This window comes from Phyllobacterium myrsinacearum, assembly GCF_014138285.1.
Lineage (GTDB): Bacteria > Pseudomonadota > Alphaproteobacteria > Rhizobiales > Rhizobiaceae > Phyllobacterium > Phyllobacterium myrsinacearum_A.
In genome coordinates this window covers 98680-116706 of record NZ_JACGXN010000006.1, presented here as the reverse complement: position 1 = coordinate 116706, position 18027 = coordinate 98680, and the positions used below count along the sequence as shown (strand labels likewise).

Below are 18027 nucleotides of genomic sequence, written 5' to 3'. Positions count from 1 at the left end.
ACTCCCTTGGTCGTAACGCATTCCATAGACACAACAGGGCCCGCATCCACCCATGCGGGCTCGCGCCTCTACAGGGTGTGGCGTTATTTCAGGCAGGATGGCGGATTGTCCGCCGTGCTTGTTCTCGCCATTATCTTTGTTCTCAGCTTTTTGCCGATGTTGCGGTTGCTGGTCACTGCTGTCGCACCGGGCGGCGAGATTGATCTTGGCGCCATGGCGGAGCGGCTTTCCGGCGCCTCTGTGATACGCGCCACCCTGAACACGCTCGATACAGCCTTCTTCGGCGCCGTGCTGGCGCTTCTAGTCGGCGCGCCCTTTGCCATTGGCATCGCCATGACGGATCTGCCGGGGCGAAAAATCCTTGGTTTTCTGTTGCTGCTGCCCCTGATGATCGCACCGCAGGTCATGGCTCTGTCATGGCTGCATCTGTTCGGACCGTCGAGTACATTGCTCGGTGCTTTCGGTCTTGCACCGCCGCCGGGCACATCCAATCCATTGCTCGGGCGCAACGGTATCATCCTGCTCTATGCCATCCAGCATGCACCCATCGTGTTCATTACGTTGCGGGCAGGGCTGACCCGCGTCCCGCGCGATCTGGTCGAAGCGGCGCGTTCCTCGGGAGCATCGCCATTGCGCGTGCTCCTGACGATCATCCTGCCGATGGTGCGGCCTTACCTCGTTGCCGCCACAGCGCTTGCCTTCGTATCCGGCGTCGGCAATTTCGGTATTCCCGCTCTGCTGGGTATGCCTGTCAATTATCTTACCCTGACGACCATGATCTACCAGCGCATCGCCAGTTTTGGTCCCAGCGTGCTTCCACAGGTTGCTGCGCTCTCGGTCCTGATTGCCGTGCTCGCCTTGCTTGGTGTGGTCCTACAGGCACTGGCCCTCACAAAGGTCAGCCACCGTTTCACGGCGGGAACACCCGCACGATTTACCCTTGGCCGCTACCGGTGGTTGTTCGCCACCCTCGGCTGGGCCGCGATCCTGTTCATGCTGATCCTGCCGGTGCTTGCCCTGACAACAACGGCATTAATCCCTTCTTTCGGCGTACCGCTCAACTGGTCCACCCTGACATTCTCCAATTTCGAGGAAGTGCTGTTCCGGCAGGCGTCCACCAGCCGCGCCTTCTGGAATTCGGCGATCCTTGCCTGCGGCGCTGCTCTCATTCTCGCGGTGGGATCCATTCCGGTTGCAGTAGGCCTCGAGCGTTTCTCGCGTCTATCGCAACGCATCCTGCATGGGGCCATCGAACTACCCTACGCCTTACCGGGCATTGTGCTTGCCATTGCCTGCATTCTGCTGTTCCTGCGCCCGTTGCCGTTGATTGGCAGCCTCTATGGCACGGCATGGATCATCCTTGTCGCTTATCTCATGCGCTTCTTCGCCCTGGCCATGAAACCGGTCACAACGGCAATCGGGCAGCTGTCACGCGATCTCAATGAAGCGGCGGCCGTATCCGGTGCAGGTCCGCTGCGCCGTCTCATGACAATCACCGGGCCACTGACCGCCCCCGCTGCCGTCGCCGGAGCCTTGCTTGTCTTCATGAGCGCATTCAACGAATTGACGGTCTCCGCCCTGCTCTGGTCAAGCGGGCATGAAACACTCGGCGTCGTGCTGTTCAGCCTCGAAGAAGCCGGACTCGGCACACACGCGGCGGCCATTGCAGTAACGACCATTCTGATCGTCGTCGTACTTTTAGCCGTGCTTGATCGTCTCGGTAAAAGGCTGCCGCCCGGCGTCCTGCCCTGGCGATAGATCAGCCGGGGATGATCCAGGCGTCGGCAATGGCGACATGTACGGTTTTGCCGGGCTGCAGTGACGAGGCGCTGTCCAGCGTCAGGCGCTCGCCATTGGCGAGTTCAAGCCGGGTTTCATATACGGCACCGCGATAGGTGCTTTCCTGCACGTTGGCCGCAAGTCCGGCGTCCGCAAGGCTGAGGGCCTCCGGGCGCAACAGCAATGAGACGGCATCAGAGCCATTGGCTGTCCCCCGCGCTAAAAGGCGATAACCTGCCACATCCACAAGAGCCGACGACTCCTGCTTCTCTACAACGGTGCCGGAAACCGGTGTGCCGCGTCCGATAAAACCGGCCACGCGCCGATCAGCCGGGGAGTGATACACTTCCGTCGGCGACGCTATCTGCAGGATATTCCCCGCGCTCATCACCGCAATGCGGTCGGAAAGCGCCAGCGCTTCCGACTGATCGTGTGTGACATAGACAATAGTCGCGCGGGTGCGGCGGTGAATATCGCGGAAAGCCTCTATCATCGAGGCACGCAAATGCATATCAAGATTGGCAAGCGGTTCATCGAAAAGGATGATTTTCGCATCGGCAACCAGACAGCGCGCCAGCGCCACACGCTGCCGCTGACCGCCCGACAGTTCCTCGATACGCCGGTCAGCGAAGCCGCCGAGGCTAACGCTTTCCAGCACGGCCTCGACACGTTGGGCAATCTCGCCCTTGGCGATTTTGCGGGTCTTCAGGGGATAGGCTACGTTTTCAGCAACATTCATATGCGGCCACAGAGCATAGGACTGAAAGACAACACCGACACCGCGCTCCTCAGGCGTTTTCTGGCGATGCGCATCGGCGATCAGGTCCTCGCCGAAATGGATGGCACCGTTATCGGGTGCCTCAAAACCGGCAATGAGACGCAGGAGTGTGGTCTTGCCGCAACCGGAAGGTCCCAGCAGCGACGTGAACGAGCCTGCCGGAAAATCGATGGAGATATCTCTGAGAGCAACCGTCCCGCCGAAGCGCTTGGTGAGATTCTGGATGTGGATGTCGGTCATGCGCCGCTTTTACAATGCTTTTTCATGTTTGACACGGCCTATGCGCCAATCCCGTTACAACAATGTGACGGGGCAGCGGTTCCGCATAAAATCCTTTGCCGAATAAGGCCCTATCCGCCACCCGTCAAAATTCCCATCAAAACCCGTCAAAAAGAGTTGCACACCTCATTTCGCCGAACTAGTATATCAGGCGGAGGAGATTTCTCGTGGTAAAGATGACGCTTGAAGACGTCGCCCGAGAAGCCGGTGTCAGTCTTGCAACGGTTGATCGTGTTGTGAACGGGCGGAATGGTGTGCATGCGCGCACCATCGAGCGCGTCAACGCGGCTATCAAAATGCTCGGATTTCATCCGGATCAGCACGCATCGCGGCTTGCACGCGGACGCGACTACGATTTCCGGATTATCCTGCCGACCGGCGAAAACGAATTCATGCAGGCGCTCGATGCGGAGTTCCGTGCAACGCGCGAACGCCAGTTGCTGGAACGCGTGCGGCTCTCCATTCACTACGTTGATACCTTCGATGGCGAAGCCCTCGCACTCGCGCTTGAACGGCTCCCCTCGGGTATCGATGGCGTCGCCGTCGTCGCTCTGGACCATCCCGCAGTCACCGAAGCCATCAATGCGCTCGCCGACAGGGGCGTCGTTGTCCTGACGCTGGTTTCAGATGTGCCGAATTCGCGCCGTGCCCATTTTGTGGGAATCGACAATTACGCCGCCGGGCGCACCGCTGCATCGCTGATTGGCCGGTTCGTCGGACCACGCAGGGGCAAGGTCGGCATGATTGCCGGTTCACTGGCCCTGCGCGATCACGTGGAAAGGCAGTTCGGGTTCGAACAGGTCATTTCCCGCGAATACACCAATCTTGAAGTTCTGCCTGTCCGGGAAGCGCGCGACGAGAATGCGCGCGTGGAGACCGTCGCGCGATCGCTGCTGCGCGATCATTCCGATCTGGTCGCCATCTACAATGCCGGTGGTGGCCAGGCGGGGGTGCTCGCTGCGCTCGAAGCTACCGGCCGTGTATCCGACGTGATTTTTGTGGCGCATGAACTTACCGCGTCGACCCGCCGTCATCTGGTGCGCGGCACCGTGGACGCGCTCATCAATCAGGATGTCGGACACATGGCCCGCAGCACCGCGCGGATTCTCACCGCGCTGCGAGAAGGCCGCCCGATTGTGCCGGGTCAGGAACACATCCGCATCGATATTTTCCTCAGGGACAACATGCCCTGAACTGTGAACGGCGTGGCGTCTACCCGAGACGCCCACATGAATTGGAGGAGACGAGACATGAAGACGATCAAGGGACCAGCCATTTTTCTCGCGCAGTTTGCGGGTGATGCGGCACCGTTCAACTCATTCGAAGCGATATGCCGATGGGCAGCATCATTGGGCTACAAAGGCATCCAGATTCCTACCTGGGATGCGCGACTGTTCGATCTCAAGAAGGCTTCGGACTCCAAGACCTATTGCGATGAAGTAGCAGGCATTGCCCATTCGCATGGCCTTGCAATCACCGAGCTTTCGACCCATCTGCAGGGCCAGCTTGTCGCTGTTCATCCGGTTTATGACGAACTGATGGACGGTTTTGCCGTGCCCGAGGTGCATGGCAATCCCAAAGCGCGCCAGGAATGGGCGGTGGATCAGGTCAAGCGCGCCGCACGTGCCTCCAATCACCTTGGCCTGAAAGTCATGCCGACATTCTCGGGTGCATTGGCCTGGCCATTCCTCTATCCGTTTCCGCAGCGGCCGGCCGGCCTCGTGGAAGCGGCCTTCGATGAACTGGCCAAGCGCTGGACGCCGATCCTCAATTATCTCGACGAACAGGGTGTCGATGCGGCCTATGAAATCCATCCGGGCGAAGACCTGCATGACGGCATCACCTACGAGATGTTCCTGGAGCGCGTGAACAATCATCCCCGCGCCAATCTGCTCTATGATCCTTCGCACTTCGTGCTGCAGCAGCTCGACTATCTCGACTACATCGACATCTATCACGAGCGCATCAAGGCTTTTCACGTCAAGGATGCCGAGTTCAATCCGACAGGTCGTCAGGGCGTTTATGGCGGCTTCCAGCCCTGGGTAAATCGTGCCGGACGTTTCCGTTCGCTGGGTGACGGACAGGTGGATTTCGGTGCCGTGTTCTCAAAGTTGACGGCTTACGACTTTGACGGCTGGGCAGTGCTGGAATGGGAGTGCGCACTCAAACATCCCGAAGACGGTGCGCGTGAAGGTGCCGAATTCATCAACGCACATCTGATCCGCGTGACCGAAAGGGCATTCGATGACTTCGCTGGCGCAGGAACCGACGACGCGGCCAACCGCCGTCTCCTTGGTCTGGTATAAGAACGGAAGGAAGCGGCAATGGCTATTGAAGCAAGCAAACAAAAGGCAGCAACACGGCGCATTCGCATCGGCATGGTCGGAGGAGGGCAGGGTGCCTTCATTGGTGCCGTGCATCGTATCGCCATGCGCATCGACGACCAGTACGAACTCGTCGCCGGAGCACTCTCCTCCGATCCTGAACGTGCCAAGGCTTCGGCGAAGGAGCTCGGGATCGCGGAAGACCGTGCCTATGGTTCTTTCGAAGAAATGGCGAAAGCGGAAGCCAAGCGCCCGGATGGCATTGAGGCGGTGGCTATTGTTACGCCGAACCATATGCACGCCCCCGCTGCCAAGGCTTTTCTGAAGGCCGGGATCCATGTCATCTGCGACAAGCCGCTGACGACGACGGTCAAGGATGCCAAGGAATTGGTGGCGCTGGTGAAAAAGACCGGCAAGATTTTTGCCGTGACTCACAATTACACCGGATACCCCATGATCCGGCAGGCCCGCGCCATGGTTGAAAAGGGAGTGCTCGGCACAATCCGGCTGGTACAGGCCGAGTACCCACAGGACTGGTTAACCGAAAAAGCCGAGGACAGCGGGTCGAAGCAGGCGGAATGGCGTACGGACCCGAAGCGCTCGGGAGCTGGTGGAGCCATCGGCGATATCGGCACCCATGCCTATAATCTTGCCTGTTTCGTTTCCGGCCTGACACTGAAGCAGCTTTGCGCCGAACTCACCAGCTTCGTCGAAGGCCGAAAGCTCGATGATGACGTACAGATACTGATGCGCTTCGATGGCGGCGCAAAAGGTATGCTCTGGGCAAGTCAGGTGGCACCCGGTCACGAGAATGGCCTCAAACTGCGTGTCTATGGCACAAAGGGCGGGCTGGAATGGACGCAGGCCGATCCGAACTATCTCTGGTACACGCCGTTCGGCAAACCCAAACAATTGCTGACCCGCGGCGGAGCCGGTGCTTCACCGGAAGCCGCCCGCGTGACGCGCGTCCCCGGCGGCCACCCGGAAGGGTATCTCGAAGGGTTCGCCAACATCTATACGGAAGCCGCGCAGGCAATCATTGCTGCCCGGACAGGCAAGAAAACGCCAAAAGATGTAATCTATCCTACGGTCGAGGACGGTCTGATTGGTATGGAATTCATCGAAGCGGCTGTGAAGTCGTCGAAGGCTGGCGGCGTCTGGACGAAGGTATGATGGAAGTGTTGATTTCACCCCCCTCTGTCCTGTCGGACATCTCCCCCACAAGGGGGGAGATCACATCGGCATCAAGGATTTCTCGTAATTTCCAACATCGAAGTTTGGCTAACACGGTCATGAAGGCTGATCTCCCCCCTTGCGGGGGAGATGTCCGACAGGACAGAGGGGGGTAATGGAAAGATGACTTCACCCTCGGCCACGCAATCAACCCTGCTGCCGGTCCTGGAAGCCCGCGGCATCGCCAAGGCTTTTGGGCCGGTGGAAGTGCTCACCGATATCAGTCTCACCATCCAGCCCGGAGAGGTGCATGCGATCATCGGTGAGAATGGGGCGGGCAAATCCACGCTGATGAAGCTTTTGAGCGGCCATCTGCAGCCAACCCGTGGTTCGGTTGCAATGGACGGTGAAGATGTGACCCTCACAGGTCCTGTCGACGCCGAACATCGCGGTCTCGTGTTGGTGCATCAGGAAATCCTGCTGGCACCGCATTTGACGGTCGCGCAGAATATCTTCATGGGCCGCGAACTGAGGCGCGGTCTCATGGTCAACGACCGGGAGATGAACCGGCTGGCGGCGGAAGCGGTACGCAAGCTTGGCGCGGAGATCGACCCGACAACGACCGTATCGCGGCTTTCCATTGCCCGGCGGCAGCTCGTGCAGATCGCCCGCGCACTGCAGGTGCCGCACCGCGTGGTGATCTTCGATGAACCCACTGCATCTCTCACCCCGTATGAGACCGAAGCGTTGCTCAAGGTCATCCGCAACCTGCGCGACCAGAACGTTGCCGTGCTCTATATTTCTCACCGCCTGCCGGAGGTCGGCGCCATTGCCGATCGCATCACCGTGCTGCGCGACGGCAAGCTTATCGCGACACGCAATGCATCGGAATTGCAGCCTGTCGACATGGCCAAGCTGATGGTCGGGCGCGACATGTCAAAACTTTACCCTGAAAGGGAAGAGACGGCGACGCATGAGACCATTCTGGAAATCAGCAACTTTGATGTTTCAGGTTATGCCCGCGACGCATCTTTCACCCTGCGCAAGGGAGAAATCCTTGGCTTTGCCGGATTGATCGGCGCCGGACGGACCGAACTGCTCGAAGGCATTGTCGGACTGCGCCCCGGGCATGGACAAGTCAAATTGAACGGCAAGCCAGTCAGGTTTCATACGGTGCGAGACAGCATGGCGGCCGGGATCGTTTACCTGAGTGAAGACCGCAAGGGTAAGGGACTTCTTCTCGCGCAGAATCTGCGCACGAACCTCACCCTTGCCTCGCTCCAAAAATTCACCAAAGGACCCCTGATCGAACGCAAGCGCGAGGAACAGGGACTGGACAACGCCATTGCCGAATTCGACATCCGGGCGCGGCGGCGCGATCTGCTGGCGGGTCAGCTTTCCGGCGGCAACCAGCAAAAGCTGCTGCTGGCCAAAATGATGCTGCTGGATCCCAGTATCGTTATCATCGACGAGCCAACACGCGGCATTGATATCGGCACCAAGGAACAAATCTACAAATTCATCGCTGATCTCGCCAAATCAGGAAAATCGGTCATCGTCATCTCCTCCGAGATGCAGGAACTGATCGGCATCTGCCACCGCATCCTTGTCATGCGCTCATCGCGTATTGTCGGTGAGGTTGCCGGGGAGACGATGACGGAAGATGAAATCGTGGTCTACGCCACCGGCGTCAAAACAAACGAAGCAGAACTTTACGCAACGGGGTCCGCATGAGCGATACGCAACCAAACACCGACACGCGCGGCTTCGGCCGCAAGCTGGCGGATATCGACAAGACGGCAATTGCGCCATTTCTGGCACTTGCCGCGCTGTTTGTTCTGGGCGCTCTGGTCAATCCAAGCTTCATCGGTATCGACAATATACTGAACGTGCTGACCCGCTCGTCCTTCATTGCTATCATTGCGGTTGGTGCAACCTTCGTGATTTCCGCGGGCGGGCTTGATCTTTCGGTGGGCTCGATGGCTGCGCTTGTTGCGGGTGTCATGATCCTGTTCTTGAACTCGGCGGCAATCGACGGCAATTTCGCCATGCTGGCAGCCGGTGTTGTCATCGCCATTGGCGTCGGCGCGGGAGCCGGTCTGGTGAATGGTGCCGTCACGACCCTGGGGCGCATCGAGCCGTTCATCGTGACGCTTGGAACAATGGCCATCTATAGGTCCGTGACCGTGTGGCTGGCCAATGGCGGCTCGATAGCAATGAAATCCAGTGAAATGCGCAATCTGTTCCGGCCGGTCTATACGGGAACATTTCTCGGGTTGCCGATACCCGTATGGATTATCCTTGCCGTTGGCCTGCTGGGCGCTTTTATTCTCTACAAGACCTCATTTGGACGGCATGTGATCGCAGTCGGCTCCAATGAAGACGTGGCGCGTTATTCCGGCATCCACGTCAATCGTGTCCGCGCCATGACCTATGTCATTCAGGGCATCTGCGTGGCCATCGCGGTTGTCGTTTACGTGCCGCGACTTGGCGCCGCAACTACAACCACCGGTATGCTGTGGGAATTGCAGGCCATCACAGCGGTTGTCATTGGCGGCACAGCGCTGAAAGGCGGCGTCGGGCGCATCTGGGGCACGATCTGCGGTGCGTTCATGCTGGAGATCGTCGGCAATATCATGGTCCTGTCCAACTTCGTCAGCGAATACCTGATCGGAGCGGTGCAGGGCGTTATCATCATTATTGCGATGCTTGTGCAGAGGACGCTGCAACGCAAGGGATAGTCAAGTTTGGGAGGGGGGAACAAGGGCCACCCACCGACCGAGGAACAAGGGCCCGCACAACACTTGGGAGAGAATTATGCGTAAACTCATGTTGGGTCTTGCCGGGGCGTTGCTCGCTTCGAGCATGACCCTTGCTCACGCCGAGGACAAGAAAGTCAGCATTGCTGTCTCCATTCCGGCTGCCGACCATGGCTGGACGGGCGGCGTCGTCTATCACGCTGAACGTGCCGCAAAGATCCTTGAAGCCAATCATCCAGGCCTCAAGATCATCATCAAGACTTCACCGGATGGTGCTTCACAGGCCAATGCGCTGGAAGATCTGACCACGCAGGGCATCGATGCCCTGGTCACCCTGCCGCACAATTCCGACGAGTTGACCGACCCTATCCGTCAGGTCAAATCGAAGGGAGTTTTCGTCACCGTGGTTGACCGTGCGCTTTCCGATCCGACGATTCAGGATCTGTATGTCGCCGGCAACAATCCGGAACTCGGCCGCGTGGCTGGCAAATATTTGAAGGATAAGCTCGGCACGGGCGACGTTGTCGTCATCCGCGGTCTGCCGATTGTCATCGATGAAGAACGCCAGAAGGGCTTCGACGAAGCCATCGCCGGAAGCGGTATCAAGGTGCTCGACAAGCAGTTCGGCAACTGGTCGCGCGATGATGCCTTCAAGGTCATGCAGGACTATCTGACCAAGTTCCCGAAGATCGATGCCGTCTGGTGCCAGGATGACGACATGGCTGTCGGCGTACTCGAAGCCATCAGCCAGGCCAAGCGCACCGATATCAAGATGGTTATCGGCGGTGCAGGCATGAAGGACATGATCAAACGGGTCAGCGACGGCGACGCCATGACACCGATCAATGTTCTCTATCCGCCATCCATGATCGCGACGGCACTCGAACTGACAGTGGCCAATTTCTACGATCAGGTTCCGGTGCGCGGCAAATATATCCTTGATGCGACGTTGGTTACCAAGGAAAATGCCAAGGAATTTTACTTCCCGGATTCGCCTTTCTAAGGCGAACACCACCCAAAACCGGAAAAGGCCCTCACGGGCCTTTTTCTTTTGTGCATCACTCAAGAATTTCAAAACCAAACGTCAGGGCTGGCGCCGGGGAGGACTCTTGCCCCGACGCCGACCCTGTTTGCTGCAAGGGTAAGTATGGCGGGAGCAGCGGTCATGCTTCGGCCAAGTCTTGCTGCAAAATTCCTGTCACTGGTTCCGATTGCCTGAGGCAACCGGGTTGAGCGCAGTTTTCATGAACTTTTTCAAGCGCCAACTAACTTGACTCGTTGACTCCTCTTTATGTTGAGTAATAAATATGACCACACGAGTCAAGTTTGAATATCCGCTTCCGGACTGGTCCGGGGCGACAGCACGAAAAGGCTGGCCACAATGTCACGACGTCAAATCATCGATCTGCAGGTCCGGCTGCCAAGGTTGGCGCCCATCGCACGAGAGATCATGCCGATTTCTCAATCTGACATGCGCGTCTATGGCAGCGAAATCCTGTTCGATGGGTCCAATGAAGTGGGTATCGAACATGCCGGTTCGCTCTACCGCCTCAAAATCACCCGCCAGGGCAAGCTCATTCTCAACAAATAACGTATTGATAGGCATCCAGAGACCATGACTGATACGCACAAGCCAGAACCCCACGACATCCGGCAGGCACGGGCAGACAATCCCAAAATGCGCGAGCGTGATCTCGCACAGCAACTGGGTATCACCGAGGCTGATCTGGTTGCAGCCTTTTGCGGTCTCAATGTTATTCGCATCACGCCGCGCATCGAGACCTTCCTGACCGAGATACAGACTTTGGGCGAGGTCATGGCCCTGACACGCAACGAAAGCGCCGTACATGAAAAGATCGGCGTCTATGACAAGCCGATCGTCGGCAAGCATGCATCCATGCTGCTTGGCGAGCAGATCGACATGCGTCTGTTTCCCGATAGCTGGGCACATGGTTTCGCCGTTGAAAAGCAGGACGGCGAATTTACCCGCCGCAGCCTTCAATTCTTTGATGCGACCGGTGAGGCAATCCACAAAATTCATTTGCGCCCCGTCTCGGATCTCGATGCCTACCACGCGCTTGTTGCCAAGCTGCGTCTTGATGATCAGTCCCAAAGCATCGAACTGACAACTCTCCCGAAGCCCGAGGAGAAGACCGCGGAAATTCACGAGCTTGATGCGGACGGCCTGCGGGACCGTTGGACACAGATGAAGGACGTGCACGAGTTTTTCGGCATTCTACGCGCGCTGAAGATGACCCGTCATCAGGCAGTGCAGGTGATCGGACAGGACTATGCTTGGGCGCTGGATCGTGATGCGTTGACCGCCATGATGCACCATGCGGCGCAGGAGCAGATACCGATCATGTGCTTTGTCGGCAATCGTGGCTGCATCCAGATCCATTCCGGCCCGATCGCAAACATCAAGCCGATGGGACCATGGCTCAATATTCTCGATGAAACGTTTCACATGCATCTGCGTCTCGACCACATTGCTGAACTTTGGGCTGTGCGCAAACCTACCAAGGACGGCCATGTGACATCGCTCGAAGCCTATTGCGCTGAAGGCGAAATGATCATCCAGTTTTTTGGCAAGCGCTATGAAGGTTCAGGCGAACGGGAAGACTGGCGCCAGCTTGTTGAAAACCTGCCGCGCATCATGCGTTCGGCCGCTTAAGGAAATGAACATGTCTGTTAAACGCCAGAGCAAGCCGACGAGACTTCTTATTGCGACTTCGCTTGCCACGGTGATGGCATTGGTATCCCCGCAAGGCATGGCTTCTGCAGAAGAAATAACCGGACGCCTTCCCGATGCGGCCCGCGTGGTGTCCATTGGCGATTCCATTACTGAAATCGTCTATGCGCTGGGAGAAGAGGGGCACCTTGTCGGCCGCGACCAGACAAGTACCTACCCGGAAGCGGCGCAGAAGCTGCCAAACGTCGGCTATATGCGCGCGCTGTCCCCCGAAGGAGTCCTCTCCATCAATCCGACAGCGATCATCGCCGTTGAAGGCAGCGGCCCCAAGGAAACCATCGACGTCCTGAAGAAGGCCAGCGTGCCCTTCGTTTTCGTGCCGGAAGATTATACGGGCCAAAGCATCTCGGCGAAGATACGCGTGGTGGGGACGGCACTTGGGGTTGATGACAAGGCGGAAAAACTGGCCTCGCAGGTCGAGAAGGATCTGCTGGCGGCCGAAGACGCAACGAAAAACATCAAGAACCGCAAGCGAGTCCTGTTCGTCCTCAGCGCTCAGGGTGGCAAGATCATGGCGTCAGGCACCAAGACAGCGGCCAACGGCATCATTGCACTGGCCGGTGCCGATAATGCGATCACGGAATATCCCGGATACAAGGCCTTGACGGACGAGGCGATCATTACGGCCAAGCCCGATGTCATTCTGGTCATGGATCGCGGTGGTGACCATTCTTCCGACAATGCCGATCTTCTTGCCAATGCGGCGATTGCCGCAACACCTGCCGGCAAAGACAAGAAGATCATCCGCATGGGTGGTCAGTATCTGCTTGGTTTTGGCCCACGCGCACCCAAGGCAATCCACGAGCTGGCAGAAGCCATCTACGGCAATGAACTGAGCCAATGAGTGAGGCAATCTTGAGAAAGCCCGCCGTCCTTGCTTCCGCACAGGGCGGTAAGAAACCACGCCCTGATGGTGACCGGTCGGCACTCGCCCGGTCAGTGATCGCGTGCCTGTGCGTCGCGCTCATTGCCACCATCCTTTTCAGTCTTGCCTTCGGTGCCTCCGATGCTTCGGTTGTATCCGTCGTGAAGTCCCTGATCGCAGGATCCGATATCACAGACAATGCACTTTCGGTCCGTGACCGCATCATTATCTACGATATACGCCTACCCCGGGTCATCCTCGGCACCCTGATCGGCGCTTCACTGGCCGTATCGGGTGCGGTCATGCAGGGATTGTTTCGCAATCCGCTGGCTGATCCGGGTATCGTGGGCGTTTCCGCAGGTGCCGGGCTCGGTGCCGTCAGTGTCATTGTTCTGGGTGGAACGTTTCTCGCCCCTGTCATTGCGATATTCGGACTTTACGCGCTGCCGCTTGCCGCCTTTTTCGGCGCCCTGATCTTTACGCTCATCTTGTACCGTGTCGCAACACGGCGCGGGCAGACGTCCATCGCTACCATGCTCCTCGCTGGTATCGCGCTTGGTGCCATGGCCGCCGCCTATATCGGTGTGCTGGTCTACGTGGCCGACGACAAGCAATTGCGCGATCTCACTTTCTGGGGTCTCGGATCACTGGCGGGAGCAAATTGGGTCAAGATTGCAGCGTCGGGCCCGCTGATTGCGCTGGCCCTCATTATTTCGCCATTCCTTGCCCGCGGGCTGAATGGCCTGGCACTGGGCGAAGCATCGGCCAGCCATCTCGGTATTCCTGTTCAGCGCTTCAAACGCATCGCCATTGTCACGGTCGCTGCGGCCACCGGCGCATCGGTTGCGGTGAGTGGCGGCATCGGCTTTGTCGGTGTCGTCGTCCCGCATCTTCTGCGCCTCGTGATCGGTCCCGATCATCGCTATCTCCTGCCGGCGGCGGCTCTGCTCGGCGCCAGCCTGCTGCTGATTGCCGATGCGGTCAGCCGGACAATCGTTGCTCCATCCGAATTGCCGATCGGTATTGTCACGGCCGCCGTCGGTGCACCGTTCTTCCTGTGGATATTGCTGCGTCGCCGCGGCATTCTGGACCTCTGACCATGATCCGTGTTACCAATGTCTCCGTATCCCTCGGCCGAAGCAGAATTGTCGAGGACATATCCTTTGATGCAGAGGCAGGCGCATTCACTGTTATCGTCGGCCCTAACGGATCAGGCAAAACTACCCTCATGCGCGCGCTCTCGGGCGATCTGCCGTATGACGGGACAATCAGCATCAACGGCGCGCCCATCAACCGGTTGAAGCTTTGGCAGATGGCAACCATGCGGGCGATCCTGCCGCAATCCACTTCGCTGTCCTTTCCGTTTACCGTGCGTGAGATCGTCAAGCTGGGAATGACCAGCGGCCGTTCCGGCGCTTCGCGCCACAGTATGGATACGCTGCCTGACGAAGCACTCGAGCGTGTTGATCTTGACGGCTTCGGCGGACGTTTTTATCAGGAACTCTCCGGCGGCGAACAGCAGCGCGTGCAACTGGCGCGCGTTCTCTGTCAGGTCTGGCAACCGGTGCTGGACGGCCAGCCGCGTTTCCTCTTTCTCGATGAGCCGGTTTCGAGCCTCGACATCAAACATCAGCTTATCATCATGCAGATTGCCCGCGATTTTGCCGATCGCGGGGGCGGGGTCATCGCGATCCTACACGACCTTAACCTTACCTCCATGTTTGCCGACCGTATTGTGGTTATGCATGGGGGACGGGCTGATTCTGTGGGTACACCTATGGAAGTCTTGACGGATGACCGTATCTTGCGTGTTTATGAATGTGCGCTCAAGGTGGGTGGTCTGCCCGGCAAATCCGTACCGTTCGTTCTGCCGCAGTCCGCAGTACTCTGAGTAATTGAAGATATCGCCATCTACCTATTGACTGCAGATGACGATTTGATACTAAATATAGATGTTATGGTTCTACCGAGTCGCAAGACCGGGAGCTAAGAGGGAAGCCGGTGAGATGTCGTTGACATTGATGCCGGCGCTGCCCCCGCAACTGTAAACAGCGAGTTGTTGTCGACAATGCCACTGAAGCCCAGCTTCGGGAAGGCCGACACCAGCGCCGACCTGTGAGCCAGGAGACCTGCCATAACATGATGAACGTCCACGGGCGGGGTGTCCCGGTGTGTCGCTTGCAATGGTCAGCCGCAAGCTGACTCTCTCTTTGCACGCGTGCGCTCGACCTTTGCCCCCAACTTTTGGGGTATAAGCACATGTCTCTTTCTCTTGAAACCACCGGCATCGATGGACTTGCGCCCGTTCGTCCCGGCGAAACACAATCATCATTCACCGAGCCCGGCTATCGTGTCATTCGCCGCAATGGTTCGGTGACACTGTTCGACCCGCTGAAAATCACCGTTGCCCTGACCAAAGCCTTCCTCGCTGTTGAAGGCAATGTCGCCGCCGGCTCGCGCCGCGTGCATGATGTCGTCGAAGGCTTGACCTCCGACATTGTGACAACCTTGAAGCGCCGCAGCAGCGAAGGCCGCCTGTTCCACATCGAGGATGTGCAGGATCAGGTCGAGCTTGCCCTCATGCGCAGCGAAAACCACAAAGTTGCACGCGCCTATGTTCTCTATCGGGAAGAACGCGCGAGAGAACGAGCGAAGCTGGCGGAACCGGTGGCCAAAACCGGCCCGTCACTGAGCGTTACCCTACTCGACGGAACCAAAGCTCCTCTCGATGCGGTACGGCTTGCGCGCATCATCGACGAAGCCTGCGAAGGACTTGAGGGGGTGAGCGCCGCGCCGATCCTCAGCGAAACCCAGCGCAACCTTTATGATGGCATTACGCTCGACGAACTGTCGCTTGCACCCATTCTGGCAGCGCGCACCCTCGTTGAAACCGAACCGAACTACTCCTTCGTCACCGCCCGGTTGCTTCTGGACAAGCTGCGCCGAGAAGCCTTGAGCTTTGTCTTCGGCCGTCCTGAACAGGCGACCCAGCACGAAATGGCCGAGCGGTATGCCGATTATTTCCCGGCCTATGTAAAGGCTGGCATTGAAGCGGAATTGCTTGATCCGGAACTGGCCCGCTTCGATCTGCGGAAAATATCCGCAGCCCTGAAGCCGGAACGCGACCTGCAGTTTCAGTATCTCGGCCTGCAGACACTCTACGATCGTTATCTCCAGCAGACACGCGGTATCCGGTTCGAGTTGCCGCAGGCCTTCCTGATGCGCGTTGCCATGGGCCTCGCCACCCGCGAGATCGACCGGGAAGCACGCGCCGTCGAATTCTACGACCTGCTGTCGTCCTTTGACTTCATGGCATCCACACCGACATTGTTCAACTCAGGCACGCTGCGTCCGCAGCTGTCCTCCTGCTTCCTGACCACCGTTGCCGACGATCTCGATGGTATTTTCAAGGCGGTGAAGGACAACGCGCTTCTGGCAAAATATTCCGGCGGCCTTGGCAATGACTGGACGCCGGTGCGTGGTCTTGGCGCCCATATCAAGGGCACCAACGGTGAAAGCCAGGGTGTTGTTCCGTTCCTCAAAGTGGCCAATGATACGGCCATCGCCGTCAATCAGGGCGGCAAGCGCAAGGGCGCTGTCTGCGCCTATCTTGAGACCTGGCACGTCGACATCGAGGAGTTCCTCGATCTGCGCAAGAACACCGGTGACGACCGCCGCCGCACCCATGACATGAACACGGCCAATTGGGTGCCTGACCTGTTCATGAGCCGCGTGGAAAAGGACGAGCCATGGACCCTTTTCTCGCCCGACGAGACACCTGATCTGCATGATCTCTACGGCGCGGACTTCAAAATTGCCTACGAGGCCTATGAAGCCAAGGCTGCGCGTGGCGAAATGCGCGTCTCCCGCGTGGTGCGGGCTCTGGATCTCTGGCGCCGAATTCTCACCATGCTGTTCGAGACCGGCCACCCATGGGTCACGTTCAAGGACCCCTGCAATATCCGCTCGCCTCAGGGGCATGTTGGCGTAGTGCATTCTTCGAACCTGTGTACGGAAATTACCCTCAACACATCGAAGGATGAAGTTGCGGTGTGCAACCTCGGCTCGATCAATCTTGCCAACCACATTGCAGCCGAAGGTCTCGATCTTGAGCGTCTGGCGCGCACTGTGGCAACAGCCATGCGCATGCTCGACAATGTCATCGACATCAATTTCTACACTATTCCGGAAGCGCGCCATTCCAACCTGCGTCACCGTCCGGTCGGTCTCGGTTTGATGGGTTTCCAGGATGCATTGCAGGCATTGCGTATTCCCTACGCCTCCAACGAAGCCGTGGCTTTCGCCGATCTCAGCATGGAAGCCATTTCTTATCATGCCATTTCGGCGTCGGTTGACCTCGCCAGCGAACGCGGCAGCTATCCAAGTTTCGGCGGCTCGCTCTGGTCAAAAGGCATTCTCCCGATCGATTCCATCGAACTGCTTGATCAGGCCCGCACGGCAGCCGGTGCCAAGCTTTCGATGGACCGCAGCATTACCCTTGATTGGGAAGCCCTGCGCAAGAGAATGATGAAAACCGGAATGCGCAATTCCAACACCATGGCAATTGCACCCACCGCAACGATTTCGAATATTTGCGGTGTTGCCCAGTCCATCGAGCCCGCCTATCAGAATCTCTTCGTCAAATCCAATATGTCGGGTGACTTCACCGTCGTGAATGCGGCCCTCGTGCATGACCTGAAGAAGCGCGGCCTGTGGGACGAGGTGATGATTTCGGACCTGAAATATTTCGACGGTTCGGTTGGTGAAATCGACCGTATCCCGGACGACCTCAAGGCCCTCTATGCCACAGCGTTCGAAATCGACAGCGCATGGCTGATTGCCGCGGCCTCGCGCCGGCAGAAATGGATCGATCAAGCCCAGTCCCTCAATCTCTACATTGCAAACCCAAGCGGCAAGAAGCTCGACGAGCTTTATCGCCTCGCCTGGAACAGCGGCCTGAAGACGACCTACTACCTGCGCTCGCGCTCGGCCTCGCACGTAGAAAAGTCCACGTTGAAAGGCACCGATGGCAAACTCAATGCCGTCGCCGCCAAGCCGATTGCCGAACCGATCATTCTGTCGGAACCAGCCGGTAATGCCTGTTCGATCAATGATCCTGACTGTGAAGCCTGCCAGTAGAATTATGCACCCCCCTCTGCCCTGTCGGGCATCTCCCCCACAAGGGGGGAGATCACATCGATACCAGCCATCTCACTTGGTTTGGCAATAATGCCACCGGATGGAAATATTGATGAAGGCTGATCTCCCCCCTTGTGGGCGAGATGGGCGACAGCCCAGAGGGGGGTGCTCCAGTTCTC

The 18027-nt window shown here is 58.1% G+C and carries 14 protein-coding genes and 1 riboswitch; of the genes, 13 read left to right on the top strand and 1 reads right to left on the bottom strand.

The window, feature by feature from the left end:
• Window positions 1-6 precede the first annotated feature (6 nt).
• Window positions 7-1758 (top strand): ABC transporter permease, encoded by a 1752-nt coding sequence (locus tag FHW16_RS18140; protein ID WP_348643903.1) that lies wholly within the window; start codon window positions 7-9, stop codon window positions 1756-1758.
• A gap of 1 nt (window position 1759) precedes the next feature.
• Here the strand turns inward: FHW16_RS18140 and FHW16_RS18135 are convergent, their stop codons facing one another.
• Window positions 1760-2797 carry an ABC transporter ATP-binding protein gene (locus tag FHW16_RS18135; protein WP_182550678.1) on the bottom strand — a complete coding sequence of 346 codons (1038 nt, stop codon included), beginning with the start codon at window positions 2795-2797 and terminating at the stop codon, window positions 1760-1762.
• Window positions 2798-3012: 215 nt separating this feature from the next.
• Between FHW16_RS18135 and FHW16_RS18130 the strand changes: the two genes are divergently transcribed.
• The 12 genes from FHW16_RS18130 to FHW16_RS18075 all read left to right on the top strand — a co-directional run bounded on the left by FHW16_RS18130 (window position 3013) and on the right by FHW16_RS18075 (window position 17848).
• Complete coding sequence (locus FHW16_RS18130; RefSeq protein ID WP_210278195.1) at window positions 3013-4029, top strand: LacI family DNA-binding transcriptional regulator; 1017 nt, start codon at window positions 3013-3015, stop codon at window positions 4027-4029.
• Between the two features lie 57 nt (window positions 4030-4086).
• Window positions 4087-5142: a sugar phosphate isomerase/epimerase family protein gene (locus FHW16_RS18125; protein ID WP_182550676.1), complete on the top strand. Its 1056-nt coding sequence runs from the start codon at window positions 4087-4089 to the stop codon at window positions 5140-5142.
• An 18-nt stretch (window positions 5143-5160) separates the two neighbouring features.
• Window positions 5161-6333, top strand: coding sequence for a Gfo/Idh/MocA family protein (locus tag FHW16_RS18120; RefSeq protein WP_182550675.1), 1173 nt, complete (start codon window positions 5161-5163; stop codon window positions 6331-6333).
• Between the two features lie 183 nt (window positions 6334-6516).
• Entirely contained in the window at window positions 6517-8067 is a 1551-nt protein-coding gene (locus tag FHW16_RS18115) for a sugar ABC transporter ATP-binding protein (protein ID WP_182550674.1), read from the top strand.
• Window positions 8064-9074: an ABC transporter permease gene (locus FHW16_RS18110; protein ID WP_182550673.1), complete on the top strand. Its 1011-nt coding sequence runs from the start codon at window positions 8064-8066 to the stop codon at window positions 9072-9074. Before FHW16_RS18115 ends, FHW16_RS18110 begins: the two co-directional genes overlap by 4 nt.
• 76 nt (window positions 9075-9150) lie before the next feature.
• On the top strand, window positions 9151-10095 hold the full coding sequence (locus FHW16_RS18105; protein ID WP_182550672.1) for an ABC transporter substrate-binding protein: 945 nt from the start codon (window positions 9151-9153) through the stop codon (window positions 10093-10095).
• A gap of 447 nt (window positions 10096-10542) precedes the next feature.
• Window positions 10543-10683: a hemin uptake protein HemP gene (gene hemP / locus FHW16_RS18100; protein ID WP_246711849.1), complete on the top strand. Its 141-nt coding sequence runs from the start codon at window positions 10543-10545 to the stop codon at window positions 10681-10683.
• Between the two features lie 24 nt (window positions 10684-10707).
• On the top strand, window positions 10708-11766 hold the full coding sequence (locus FHW16_RS18095) for a hemin-degrading factor (protein WP_182550670.1): 1059 nt from the start codon (window positions 10708-10710) through the stop codon (window positions 11764-11766).
• Between the two features lie 10 nt (window positions 11767-11776).
• A complete protein-coding gene (locus FHW16_RS18090) occupies window positions 11777-12688 on the top strand; it encodes a heme/hemin ABC transporter substrate-binding protein (protein ID WP_432652051.1) in 912 nt (303 codons plus the stop codon).
• The gene (locus FHW16_RS18085) at window positions 12685-13806 is read left to right on the top strand and encodes a FecCD family ABC transporter permease (RefSeq protein WP_182550668.1); all 1122 of its coding nucleotides are present in this window, start codon (window positions 12685-12687) and stop codon (window positions 13804-13806) included. The genes FHW16_RS18090 and FHW16_RS18085 overlap by 4 nt, the downstream gene beginning before the upstream one ends.
• Window positions 13807-13808: 2 nt before the next feature.
• A complete protein-coding gene (locus FHW16_RS18080) occupies window positions 13809-14600 on the top strand; it encodes a heme ABC transporter ATP-binding protein (protein WP_182550667.1) in 792 nt (263 codons plus the stop codon).
• 50 nt (window positions 14601-14650) lie between these two features.
• Window positions 14651-14860, top strand: a riboswitch (cobalamin riboswitch).
• Between the two features lie 108 nt (window positions 14861-14968).
• Window positions 14969-17848, top strand: a complete 2880-nt coding sequence (locus tag FHW16_RS18075; protein WP_182550666.1) for a ribonucleoside-diphosphate reductase subunit alpha — start codon at window positions 14969-14971, stop codon at window positions 17846-17848.
• Window positions 17849-18027 lie beyond the last annotated feature (179 nt).